Origin of the sequence: Streptomyces sp. LN549 (assembly GCF_043203805.1) — a bacterium.
Lineage (GTDB): Bacteria > Actinomycetota > Actinomycetes > Streptomycetales > Streptomycetaceae > Streptomyces.
The window spans coordinates 1-12,117 of the sequence record NZ_JAZHRI010000001.1 but is presented as its reverse complement, the minus strand read 5'-3'; the positions used below and the strand labels follow the sequence as shown (position 1 = coordinate 12,117).

The 12,117-nt window shown below is 67.5% G+C and carries 11 protein-coding genes and 1 pseudogene; 6 read left to right on the top strand and 6 right to left on the bottom strand.

Annotated elements, in window-relative coordinates:
• Together SH922_RS00060 and SH922_RS00055 are read left to right on the top strand one after the other, a co-directional pair.
• Positions 1–697: relaxase domain-containing protein (locus tag SH922_RS00060; protein ID WP_393052976.1), on the top strand; the 697-nt coding region annotated here is incomplete at its 5' end.
• Positions 651–1,511 (top strand): hypothetical protein, encoded by an 861-nt coding sequence (locus SH922_RS00055; RefSeq protein WP_393052973.1) that lies wholly within the window; start codon positions 651–653, stop codon positions 1,509–1,511. The genes SH922_RS00060 and SH922_RS00055, both read left to right, overlap by 47 nt.
• Positions 1,512–1,658: 147 nt before the next feature.
• Here SH922_RS00055 and SH922_RS00050 read toward each other — a convergent pair whose 3' ends face one another.
• The 4 genes from SH922_RS00050 to SH922_RS00035 all read right to left on the bottom strand — a co-directional run bounded on the left by SH922_RS00050 (position 1,659) and on the right by SH922_RS00035 (position 5,005).
• Complete coding sequence (locus tag SH922_RS00050) at positions 1,659–2,042, bottom strand: hypothetical protein (protein WP_393052970.1); 384 nt, start codon at positions 2,040–2,042, stop codon at positions 1,659–1,661.
• 206 nt (positions 2,043–2,248) lie between these two features.
• Positions 2,249–2,806: a HEAT repeat domain-containing protein gene (locus SH922_RS00045; RefSeq protein ID WP_393052967.1), complete on the bottom strand. Its 558-nt coding sequence runs from the start codon at positions 2,804–2,806 to the stop codon at positions 2,249–2,251.
• Positions 2,807–3,182: 376 nt separating this feature from the next.
• Positions 3,183–4,514, bottom strand: a complete 1,332-nt coding sequence (locus SH922_RS00040) for an NACHT domain-containing protein (RefSeq protein ID WP_393052964.1) — start codon at positions 4,512–4,514, stop codon at positions 3,183–3,185.
• Positions 4,511–5,005, bottom strand: coding sequence for a hypothetical protein (locus SH922_RS00035; protein WP_393052961.1), 495 nt, complete (start codon positions 5,003–5,005; stop codon positions 4,511–4,513). The genes SH922_RS00040 and SH922_RS00035 overlap by 4 nt, the downstream gene beginning before the upstream one ends.
• Before the next feature lie 197 nt (positions 5,006–5,202).
• Between SH922_RS00035 and SH922_RS00030 the strand changes: the two genes are divergently transcribed.
• The 4 genes and pseudogenes from SH922_RS00030 to SH922_RS00015 all read left to right on the top strand — a co-directional run bounded on the left by SH922_RS00030 (position 5,203) and on the right by SH922_RS00015 (position 10,393).
• Positions 5,203–5,373: a hypothetical protein gene (locus tag SH922_RS00030; protein ID WP_393052959.1), complete on the top strand. Its 171-nt coding sequence runs from the start codon at positions 5,203–5,205 to the stop codon at positions 5,371–5,373.
• Positions 5,374–5,807: 434 nt separating this feature from the next.
• Positions 5,808–5,918 (top strand): annotated as a pseudogene (locus SH922_RS00025) (Tn3 family transposase); the annotation flags it as partial.
• 1,199 nt (positions 5,919–7,117) lie between these two features.
• Positions 7,118–9,853, top strand: a complete 2,736-nt coding sequence (locus SH922_RS00020; RefSeq protein ID WP_393052957.1) for an NACHT domain-containing protein — start codon at positions 7,118–7,120, stop codon at positions 9,851–9,853.
• A 339-nt stretch (positions 9,854–10,192) separates the two neighbouring features.
• Complete coding sequence (locus SH922_RS00015; protein WP_393052954.1) at positions 10,193–10,393, top strand: hypothetical protein; 201 nt, start codon at positions 10,193–10,195, stop codon at positions 10,391–10,393.
• Between the two features lie 472 nt (positions 10,394–10,865).
• Here the strand turns inward: SH922_RS00015 and SH922_RS00010 are convergent, their stop codons facing one another.
• On the bottom strand, positions 10,866–11,321 hold the full coding sequence (locus tag SH922_RS00010; RefSeq protein WP_393052951.1) for a hypothetical protein: 456 nt from the start codon (positions 11,319–11,321) through the stop codon (positions 10,866–10,868).
• A gap of 343 nt (positions 11,322–11,664) precedes the next feature.
• On the bottom strand, positions 11,665–11,832 hold the full coding sequence (locus SH922_RS00005) for a hypothetical protein (RefSeq protein WP_393052948.1): 168 nt from the start codon (positions 11,830–11,832) through the stop codon (positions 11,665–11,667).
• Positions 11,833–12,117: the final 285 nt, after the last annotated feature.

Sequence of the window (12,117 nt, the reverse complement as noted above, 5' to 3'; positions counted from 1 at the left end):
TACGGCAAGGACGGCATCTGCAAGGTCCGGCCGCCCGGCGGCCAGGTCGCGGCTCGCTTCCGCCACTACGAGGCACGCTCCGGTATGCCGCCGCTTCCGCGACCATGTGCCGCTGTCGGTGAAGGGCAGCGCCTGGACGGGGAAGTGGGGGTCGGTCCACTCGGAGGTCGCCGAGAACACGGTCGCCGCGTCCGCGCTCTACAACGAGATCGTGGCTGCTGAGGTCCGTGAGGACGCGGGCCCGGCTGGCCGAGCCGCGCGTGGTGGAGCACCGGGCGGCGTCCGGTCGCTGGACATCGCGGGCGTGCCCCACGAGCTGATCCGCTGGACCGCCAGCCGCGGGGAGCAGATCGACGCCCGCCTGGCGGACCTGGAGTACGAGTACGTCACCGCCGTCGACGACGAGGCGCGAGCTGAAGTACCTGCCCGCGGTCTCCGAGCGGGCTCCGGTGGCAGAACCGACGCAGCTGGCCTCCCACAAGACCCGGGCCGCCCAAGCAGAAGAAGGCCTCCGGCCACCGCGCAGCTGCGCGCCGAGTGGAAGCAGAGCGCGATCGACACCTCGAAGGTGGCCGCCGACGTCACCGACTCGCTCCTCGAGCGCGCCCGGCGCCGCAGCCGCCGCGATCCGGGCCCCGCGGGTCGCCGCCGTGGTCGACGTCGCCCTGGCGGCCGTCGACGTCGCCGCTGGTGGTGATCGTGATGAACGGCGGCGGGCCAGTCCCACCGCCGGCATCTTGCTCGCCGAGTCCCGCCGCCACCTCGCTCTGGTCCTGCGCGGCCCGAGCGCCGCGGCCCCCGCTCCGGACGAGACCATTGTGCGTGCCGCCATCTCCACTTACTGCCCGGACATCAGCGAGCCGAAGACCAGACGCGGCCTGCTCTCGGACTACCGCCTCTACACCGCCCGGTGGGCGCTGTCCGATCTCGGATCTCCCCGGCGCCCGCCGACCGCTGTCCCTGACCCGGACCGACTGCCCCCGGCCGACCCCGGCGCATCGGCCCCGGCGGCTCCCCAACTGCCGGGCCAGAGGGCGAGGGAGTGGGAGATACCCCGCGTCCCGTTGAGCTACGACCGTGCCGTCCTCGCCGGCGCGGCCGTACGGGAGAAGCTGCGCACCACCACCGTCACCGCCGTGCGGGGTCGGGCGTACGACGTCGTCGCGCACCAACAGGCGGCGATGCCCGAGCAGCTGCTCGCGCCCCCGGCCGCTGACCCCGAGGACGACGACCAGGAGCCGGAGGCCGGGCCACGGTCGGGGAGCGACCTGACAGCACTGCGCACGCTGAAGGCGTCGCGCACCGACGTGGAAGCCCTCGATCTCACCGACGAACGACTGCGCCATCTCCAGGACGCCTTCACCAAGTCGGCCGACCGCGCCCGCGAGACGATGAGCTGGTACGCCGATCCGGAGGACACCACCCCACCGCGCCCGGTGCGCGAGGACGACCAGCGCGCGCACCGCCCCCAGCAGCCGGACCGACACCGCGGGCCAGAAGCCGGCCGTTGAGTGCACCCGGCGCGGCCCACTCGATGCACACCGACGATGTCGTGCCAGTGGACACCACCGTGTTCGGTATCGACTCCACTGGGCGGAGCCTAGTGGGTGGAGTGGCCGACATCTTGTGGGACGGTGCCGCGCATCCACTCGGTGCGCTCAGCTCAGGTCAAGGAGAACGCGCCGCCTCCACTCGCCCACTCCCCGCACCGAGTCCACCCGATGCGCATGGCGCGCGGACACGGGCGCGCGCTCATGGACTGCACGGTGCGTGGCCCACTCCAAGTGTTCGTCGCGCATGGTCTCCAGGGTGGCGGCGGTGTCTTTGTGGCTGTCGGGGTCGGGGATGACGTTCTCGACGAAGCGGATGATGCTGCGGGCGATGCTCAGCACGGCCGTAGTGGGGGAGTCGCGCGTCCATTCCCGCAGGGCGGACAGCAAGATGCATCCGACCTCGTCCAGGGCGAAGGAGTCCGCGTGCGGCTCCCTGTCGCCCAGGACCCCCGTGACGGGGAAGACGATGTTCTCGGCGAGCCGCAGCAACAGGAAGGCCAGCTCTGGGAGTGGCCGACGTGCGGCCGGAGGCGTAGTTCCCGCCCTCGCTGACCGTACAGATCACCGGGCACCTAAAATGAGACGGTGATCGTGCAGGTCGCGGTCCCCCGCTACTCATGATCGTGTCTGTTCGTTGAGGGATCCCCTAACGAACAACCCCTGGCGCGGCGCCCTGAGGTTGATCACGTTGGTGCCTATGCGCGGGACGTGCGGAATCTCAGTCGCGCGAGTGCCCCCTCAGCCTCATGTCGGACGTAGCTGTCGAGAGCGGGGTCGGTGACGACCAGGGCGAGAAGGCGGGCCGCTCTTTCTGCGTGTCCCCCGAACTCGGCAAGGGCTATGGCGGCATACGCGCGCGTGTTGACCCAAACGGTGCTGTCTGTGGCGAGCATGGCGAGAAGGCGGGCTGCTTCCTCGTCATGTTCGCCCACCTCGGCAAGTGCTTTGGCGGCCGAACAGCGGACATGATCTGGGTTGCCATCGGCGGCGAACGTGGCGAGGAAACAAGTCCCCTCCTCGGCGTGGCCGGGCATCTTCGCCAGACTCTGGGCCGCATAGATGCGACGGAAGGCGTCGACATTGGTGTCGGCCATGAACGTGGCGAGGAGGCGGGCGCCCTCGTCCTCATATCCCTCCGCTCCCGCTAGCGTCTGGGCCGCCCAGACACGGTCAGAATTCTCAAGAGTTGTATTGGTGGCGAGCGCCGCGGGGAAGCGAGCCCCCTTCTCGGTGGGACCGACCAACCTGGTCAAGCCCTCGGCCGCCTGGACGCGAGATGTGGGGTTGAAAGCGGTGTCGGTGGCGAGCGTTGTCCAGGGATGTTTGCCGCTCCCGTTGCACGGCGCCCCACTTCGAGTAGGCCTCGCATGGCGTTGGAGTGGGCGCCGTGCTCAGAGACGTCGGTGGCGAGCGTGCCGAGGAGGCGGAGCGCGTCCTCGGCGTACCCGTCCATGCTGGCCAGTGTTCGCGCAGCGCTCCACGGCTGAGGTCAGAAGTGGCGGGATCGACGGCGAGTATTGGTGAGGAGCGTGGCTGTGGGTTGACCGGGGAGTCCGGTTCTCAGCCAGATCTGGCTGGCCAAGAAGTCGAGCGGCTAGTGGATCGTCCGTCATGCGCGTCATCCACTGGTCACAAACTGCGCGGGCGTCTGCACCGTGGAGGAGTTGGTCCAGAGGAAGCCGACGTAGGACGGTTCGAGGCCAGGGGGCCACGGCTGGTCGCGACTCGGGGTCCAACGAAACAAGGCCTGGCCCGCGTGCGCGCGGGCATGGGTGTTTCGGGTGGCGTAGCGGGCGGCGTGATACTCGAGGAAGGTCTGATGGGGGAAGCCGAGCCCGTCTGCATGGTGATACAGCAGGCCGCTGTGTCTGAGAAGGTCGTCCAGGAACGCTTGCCAACGCGTGGCCGGTACATCGTCAGGGCGGTGCACGGCCAGGAGGTAGAGGCCACTGCCTCGGCTGCTGAGGTCGGTTGCCCGGTGAGCCATTGGTAAGCCAGGTAGTCGATCAGTTCGGGTAGCTGTTCGTGGATCTGCTTGGCGGCGGCGGCGGCCTTCCGACGCGCTTTCGCAGTCTGGAGATCTGTCAGCAGGTGATGCATCGCTTGTTCGTGGCTGTCTGCGACTTCCCTGCTCTTGTTGTGCAGGTAAAGCAGGCCGGTGAATTGCGTGTACACGGCGCTGCGGCCGGCGGGCAACGGCCGCTCGGGCTGAGCGAGGTAGAGCTGGCAGAGCATGAAGGCCATCAGCGGGGTGCGGGCTGGCTCGGCCAGGGAGGCGCCGCGCAACGCGCTGGTGAACTCCTCGGCGCGATGGGTAGCCTCCGGTTGCGGCCAGCGGGTGTTGAAGTACTTTCCGACGTAGGCGTGCACGTCTTCGGGGGCGAAGGGCTGCAGTTCGTAGCGCGAGGCTGTGTCGCCGAGGACGCCCAGTTCGTTGTGGGGCAGGGGGCGGGTGGCCACGACGCACCGGTACAGCGGGGGATCTTCCGCGATGGCTGTCTTCAGTTTTTCTAGAACAGCGCGGCGCTCGCTGGCGTTGGGCAGTTCGTCCAAGCCGTCGACGAGGAGTTGCCAGTGTGCCCCGGCGCACGGCAACTGCAGGAAGCGCTCGGGGTGCGGGGAGGGGTTGCGCCCGTGGTCGGGGAGAACGTCGCTTGCGGCGGCGAGGCCCTCGTGTACGTGGGTGGTCTTTCCGACGAGGGTGCGGGCGCTCACCCAGACCGGAACGGGGCGCGAGCGTTTCCCGGCGGAATGCTTGTCGGCGAGCCACTGGTCAGCGGCCTTGCGTACCTGTGCGCGCAGCAGCGTGGATTTCCCGACGCCCGGACCGGCGATGACCACGGAGATGCGCGCGTCGTTGCCGAAAACGACTTCTGCAGGTTCGAGCGGGGAGTCGTCTCGGGGCCCGGGGTGCGCATCCGGGGCTGCCGGACGGCTTGCTGACGCGTAAACTTCCGTCAACGGCGGCGGCGGACTTCGGCATCGTCAAGGTCCGGGTCGTACAAGCCCAGGTACGGGTGTGCTGCAGCCGCAGCACGGGCGTCAGCGAGGTAGCGCAGCAGCCCCTCATCCAGGCTGGTGCGCCGGGGAGGGGTGAGCTTGGCCTGCTCCCAGCGGATCTTCCACAGCTCGTGGTGGTATTGCCACTCGCTGGCGGCCGGACCGCGGTAGGGCACCATGAGCGTGCCGGCTGGCGGCCTCCCAGACCGCTCGAGCAGTACTTGCACCAGCGCCCACAGGAAGCGGAAGTCTGTGGCGGGATCACCCCAGGTGAACCATTTGCTGACCGCTCCTGTTTTCAGCGGCCGTGCACACCCGATCCGCTCCAGGCGGTCGTTCGCTTCCTTGACAGCCGGCGTGCGGTGGTTGCCCTTGTACGCTACGGCCTCCAGTTCTTTTAGTGCGTTGCGTAGCGCCGCGCGTTCAGCACTGAGGTCCGACGGGTCGTTCACCACTGCTCTCCTCTCCCGTGTCCCGGCATCTACTGAATGCACTGCATCCCGCGCCGAAATGACGCTTAGAACGCCTGTGACCTGGCCTTTTATCAAACATGTCCACTCGGTCCACCAGCTGCGGTGCCGTCGCGGGGCCCTGTAGTGCGCTTTCTCCGTGTCGCTCGACGGACGGCGGCGCCGGAGGAGGAATCGCAATGGACATCACTGCCTGGGTGTGGGTGCCCGTGGCCGCCATGCTGGTGGCGGCCACGGCCGCCGTGCTCATCGTCGCTATCGCACTGCGGGGTACCGAGTCCTCGGACCGCGCCATCGTGATCAAGGCTGTGGCGGAGCTGATCCGTGCCGTGCGTGGCCGCCGTCGGTGACGACCCGCCTCCGGGCCCTGCGCGGGTGCCGAGGTCGAGGCGGACTTCACCGTCAGGGCGTACGTGGGGCCAGAACAGGGGAGTAAGGCCACGGCGGTCGGCGGGGCCGAGGAGGACGGACCAGGCGGGTTCGGTCGCGCCCCGCTTCTCTGCTACGAGCTCCGCCTCGTCATCGAGCACCGTCCAGCACTCGACCAGCTCGCCCATCCCCACCGGCTCCCGCCCCATGACCGCATCATGCCGGAGCACTCCAGACCAAGACACCCACTCGCAGTAACTCACCACCGCGGTTTGGGGCTGGTGACACGTTCGCTAACGGCACCCGGATGACAGGCGGTGGCCATGAACTCGTCCGTCCAGAGGGTCATGCTCGCCCACCAAGGCGCGGGTTCCCGCGACTCAGCGACCAGAAATCAGCGAACCCGCCCACTTCCGGCAACGGCGTGATGATCTACTGGCACGTCGAGCGGAAGAACGTCTGCATTTACTCCCAGCTCAAAAGCTGTTCGTCATCCGAGGTCGCGGCGATGATCGAGGGCCTGCTGGCGGAAATCCGCACCCAGCGCTGCCACTTTACCACCGCCCATACCGCACGCGCGCGCCGCCGCCCCTTTGCCCCCGCTGCTAGCCACCACCGCCCCCCCCCGCTAACGCACACCGCCCTTTGTAACTTTTTTAACTTCGCACATACTATGCACACACACCCCCCCCCCCCCCCCCCCCCCCCCACCCCCCCCCCCCCCCCCCCCCCCCCCCCCCCCCCCCCCCCCCCCCCCCCCCCCCCCCCCCCCCCCCCCCCCCCCCCCCCCCCCCCCCCCCCCCCCCCCCCCCCAAAAAAAAAAAAAAAAAAAAAAAAAAAAAAAAAAAAAAAAAAAAAAAAAAAAAAAAAAAAAAAAAAAAAAAAAAAAAAAAAAAAAAAAAAAAAAAAAAAAAAAAAAAAAAAAAAAAAAAAAAAAAAAAAAAAAAAAAAAAAAAAAAAAAAAAAAAAAAAAAAAAAAAAAAAAAAAAAAAAAAAAAAAAAAAAAAAAAAAAAAAAAAAAAAAAAAAAAAAAAAAAAAAAAAAAAAAAAAAAAAAAACACACACACACACACACACACACGGGGGGGGGGGGGGGGGGGGGGGGGGGGGGGGGGGGGGGGGGTCGGCGTGCCAGTAGATCATCACGCAGGGTAGGCGAAATTTCGCGATTTCTGTCGCTGGCAACATGTAGGACGGACGGTACCGCCTGTCGTCCGGCGCCAGCCGAGTGGTGGTGCGAGTGGGTGTGGGTGCTCCGGCTGTATTCGGTCGTGGGCGGGAGCCGGTGGGGGATGGGCGAGCGACTCGGCGCGGACATGCTCGGCTCGCGCCCGAGGAAGCGGGCACGGTCGGCCGCCTAGTTGGGCGCGCTTGTTCCACAGCCCACGTGCACCCGGTTGAGCGTGCCGACCTCGGCGCGGTCGTGGTCCGCGCGGGTCGCTGTCCACGATGGCATCCGGGGCTTCCCGCGACTGGGCTGGCACCAGGCCGGCCGTGCTCCGCCTGGCGGCGCGGCGACGCGCCCCCGCAGACCGCCTCCTCCGGCGCCGCCGTCCGTCGAGCGACACGGAGAAAGCGCACTACAGGGCCCCGCGACGGCACCGCAGCTGGTGGACCGAGTGGACATGTTTGATAAAAGGCCAGGTCACAGGCGTTCTAAGCGTCATTTCGGCGCGGGATGCAGTGCATTCAGTAGATGCCGGGACACGGGAGAGGAGAGCAGTGGTGAACGACCCGTCGGACCTCAGTGCTGAACGCGCGGCGCTACGCAACGCACTGCAAGAACTGGAGGCCGTAGCGTACAAGGGCAACCACCGCACGCCGGCTGTCAAGGAAGCGAACGACCGCCTGGAGCGGATCGGGTGTGCACGGCCGCTGAAAACAGGAGCGGTCAGCAAATGGTTCACCTGGGGTGATCCCGCCACAGACTTCCGCTTCCTGTGGGCGCTGGTGCAAGTACTGCGCGAGCGGGCTGGGAGGCCGCCAGCCGGCACGCTCATGGGGCCCTACCGCGGTCCGGCCGCCAGCGAGTGGCAATACCACCACGAGCTGTGGAAGATCCGCTGGGAGCAGGCCAAGCTCACCCCTCCCCGGCGCACCAGCCTGGATGAGGGGCTGCTGCGCTACCTCGCTGGCGCCCGTGCTGCGGCCGCAGCACACCCGTACCTGGGCTTGTACGACCCGGACCTTGACGATGCCGAAGGTACGCCGCCGCCGTTGACGGAAGTTTACGTGCGTCAGCAACGCCGCCTGGCAGGCCCCGGATGCGCACCCCGGCCCCCGAGACGACTCCCCGCTCGAACCCGCAGAAGTCGCTCCTGGCAACGACGCGCGCATCTCCGTGGTCATCGCCGGTCCGGGCGTCGGGAAATCCACACGCTGCTGCGCGCACAGGTACGCAAGGCCGCCGACCAGTGGCTCGCCGACAAGCATTCCGCCGGGAAACGCTCGCGCCCCGTTCCGGTCTGGGTGAGCGCGCCTCGCACCCCCGTCGGAAAGACCACCCACGTACACGAGTGCTTCGCCACAGCAAGCGACGTTCTCCCCGACCACGGGCGCAACCCCTCCCCGCCTCCTGAGCGCTTCCTGCAGCTACCCTGCGCCGGGGCACACTGGCAACTCCTCGTCGACGGCTTGGACGAACTGCCCAACGCCAGCGAGCGCCGCGCTGTTCTAGAAAAACTGAAGACAGCCATCGCGGAAGATCCCCCGCTGTACCGGTGCGTCGTGGCCACCCGCCCCCTGCCCCACAACGAACTGGGCGTCCTCGGCGACACAGCCTCGCGCTACGAACTGCAGCCCTTCGCCCCCGAAGACGTGCACGCCTACGTCGGAAAGTACTTCAACACCCGCTGGCCGCAACCGGAGGCTACCCATCGCGCCGAGGAGTTCACCCTCAGCGCGTTGTGCGGCGCCTCCCTGGCCGAGCCAGCCCGCACCCCGCTGATGGCCTTCATGCTCTGCCAGCTCTACCTCGCTCAGCCCGAGCGGCCGTTGCCCGCCGGCCGCAGCGCCGTGTACACGCAATTCACCGGCCTGCTTTACCTGCACAACAAGAGCAGGGAAGTCGCAGACAGCCACGAACAAGCGATGCATCACCTGCTGACAGATCTCCAGACTGCGAAAGCGCGTCGGAAGGCCGCCGCCGCCGCCAAGCAGATCCACGAACAGCTACCCGAACTGATCGACTACCTGGCTTACCAATGGCTCACCGGGCAACCGACCTCAGCAGCCGAGGCAGTGGCCTCACTCATGGCCGTGCACCGCCCTGACGATGTACCGGCCAAGCGTTGGCAAGCGTTCCTGGACGACCTTCTCAGACACAGCGGCCTGCTGTATCACCATGCAGACGGGCTCGGCTTCCCCCATCAGACCTTCCTCGAGTATCACGCCGCCCGCTACGCCACCCGAAACACCCATGCCCGCGCGCACGCGGGCCAGGCCTTGTTTCGTTGGACCCCGAGTCGCGACCAGCCGTGGCCCCCTGGCCTCGAACCGTCCTACGTCGGCTTCCTCTTGGACCAACTCCTCCACGGTGCAGACGCCCGCGCAGTTTGTGACCAGTGGATGACGCGCATGACGGACGATCCACTAGCCGCTCTGGACTTCTTGGCCAGCCAGATCTGGCTGAGAACCGGACTCCCCGGTCAACCCACAGCCACGCTCCTCACCAATATCGCCGTCGATCCCGCCATTCCTGACCTCAGCCGTGTGGACGCTGCGCGAACACTGGCCAGCATGGACGGGTACGCCGAGGACGCGCTCCGCCTCCTCGGCACGCTCGCCACCGACGTCCTTGAGCACGGCGCCCACTCCAACGCCATGCGAGGCCTACTCGAAGTGGGGCGCCGTGCAACGGGAGCGGCAAACATCCTGACAACGCTCGCCACCGACACCGCTTTCAACCCCACATCTCGCGTCCAGGCGGCCGAGGGCTTGACCAGGTTGGTCGGTCACACCGAGAAGGGGGCTCGTTTCCTCGCGGCGCTCGCCACCAATACAACTCTTGAGAATTCTGACCGTGTCTGGGCGGCCCAGACGCTAGCGGGAGTGGAGGGATATGAGGACGAGGGCGCCCGCCTCCTCGCCACGTTCATGGCCGACACCAATGTCGACGCCTTCCGTCGCATCTATGCGGCCCAGAGTCTGGCGAAGATGCCCGGCCACGCCGAGGAGGGGACTTGTTTCCTCGCCACGTTCGCCGCCGATGGCAACCCAGATCATGTCCGCTGTTCGGCCGCCAAAGCACTTGCCGAGGTGGGCGAACATGACGAGGAAGCAGCCCGCCTTCTCGCCATGCTCGCCACAGACAGCACCGTTTGGGTCAACACGCGCGCGTATGCCGCCATAGCCCTTGCCGAGTTCGGGGGACACGCCGAAGGAGGCGGCCACGCCTTCTCGCCCTGGTCGTCACCGACCCCGCTCTCGACAGCTACGTCTGACGCGGGGCTGAGGGCATAAGCGCGACTGAGATTCCGCCAGTCGCGCATGAGCACCAACGTGATCAACCTCCAGGGCGCCGCGCCAGGGGTTGTTCGTTGGGGATCCCTCGGCGAACAGACCCTGATCATCGTGTCTTTGAGGACCGCGACCTGCACGATCACCGTCTCATTTTAGGTGCCCGGTGATCTGTACGGTCATCGAGGGCAGGAACTACGCCTCCGGCCGCACGTCGGCCACTCCCGGAGCGGCCTTCCTGTTGCTGCGGCTCGCCGAGAACATCGTCTTCCCCGTCACGGGGTCCTGGGCGACAGGGAGCCGCACGCGGACTCCTTCGCCCTGGACGAGGTCGGATGCATCTTGCTGTCCGCCCTGCGGGAATGGACGCGCGACTCCCCCACTGCAGCCGTGCTGAGCATCGCCCGCGGCATCATCCGCTTCGTCGAGAACGTCATCCCCGACCCCGACAGCCACAAAGACACCGCCGCCACCCTGGAGACCATGCGCGACGAACACTTGGAGTGGGCCACCACCGTGCAGTCCATGACCGCGCGCCCGTAACCGCGCCCCATGCGCATCGGGTGGACTCGGTGCGGGGAGTGGGCGAGTGGAGGCGGCGCGTTCTCCTTGACCTGAGCTGAGCGCACCGAGTGGATGCGCGGCACCGTCCCACAAGATGTCGGCCACTCCACCCACTGGGCTCCGCCCAGTGGAGTCGATACCGAACACGGTGGTGTCCACTGGCACGACATCGTCGGTGTGCATCGAGTGGGCCGCGCCGGGTACCTGCACTCAACGGCCGGCTTCTGGCCCGCGGTGTCGGTCCGGCTGCTGGGGGCGGTGCGCGCGCTGGTCGTCCTCGCGCACCGGGCGCGGTGGGGTGGTGTCCTCCGGATCGGCGTACCAGCTCGTCGTCTCGCGGGCGCGGTCGGCCGACTTGGTGAAGGCGTCCTGGAGATGGCGCAGTCGTTCGTCGCGGTGAGATCGAAGGCTACCCAGTCGGTGCGCGACGCCTTCAGCGTGCGCAGTGCTGTCAGGTCGCTCCCCGACCGTGGCCTGAAGCCTCCGGCTCCTGGTCGTCATCCTCGGGGTCAGCGGCCGGGGGCGCGAGCAGCTGCTCGGGCATCGCCGCCTGTTGGTGCGCGACGACGTCGTACGCCACGACCCCGCACGGCGGTGACGGTGGTGGTGCGCAGCTTCTCCCGTACGGCCGCGCCGGCGAGGACGCGCGGTCGTAGCTCAACGGGACGCAGGGTATCTCCCACTCCCTCGCCCTCTGGCCCGGCAGTTGGGGAGCCGCCGGGGCCGATGCGCCGGGGTCGGCCGGGGGCAGTCGGTCCGGGTCAGGGACAGCGGGTCGGCGGGCGCCGGGGAGATCGAGATCGGACAGCGCCCACCGGGCGGTGTAGAGGCGGTAGTCCGAGAGCAGGCCGCGTCTGGTCTTCGGCTCGCTGATGTCCAGGCAGTAAGTGGAGATGGCGGCACGCACAATGGTCTCGTCCGGGCGGGGGTCGCGGCGCCGGCCGCGCAGGACCAGGCGAGGTGGCGGCGGGATTCGGCGAGCAGATGCCGGCGGTGGAACCGGCCGCCGCCGTTCATCACGATCACCACCGCGGCGACGTCGACGGCCGCCAGGGCGACGTCGACCACGGCGGCGACCCGGGGCCGGATCGCGGCGGCTGCGGCGCCGGGCGCGCTCGAGGAGCGAGTTGATGACGTCAGCGGCCACCTTCGAGGTGTCGATCGCGCTCTGCTTCCACTCGGCGCGCAGTTGCGCGGTGACCGGGCCTTCTTCTGCTTGGGCGGCCGGGTCTTGTGGGAGGCCAGCTGCATCAGTTCCACCGGGCCCGCTCGGAGACCGCGGGCAGGTACTTCAGCTCGCCCTCGTCGTCGACGGCGGTGACGTACTCGTACTCCAGGTCCGCCAGGCGGGCGTCGATCTGCTCCCCGCGGCTGGCGGTCCAGCGGATCAGCTCGTGGGGCACGCCCGCGATGTCCATGACCGGACGCCGCCCGGTGCTCCACCACGCGCGGCTCGGTAGCCGGGCCCAACTCCTCACAGACCTCAGCAGCCACGATCTCGTTGTAGAGCGCGGACGCGGCGACCGTGTTCTCAGCGACCTCCGAGTGGACCGACCCCCACTTCCCGTCCAGGCGCTGCCCTTCACCGACAGCAGCACATGGTCATGAAGCAGCGGCATACCGAGCGTGCCTCGTAGTGGCGGAAGCGAGCCGCGACCAGGCCGCCGGGCGGCCGGACCTTGCAGATGCCGTCCTTGCCGTAC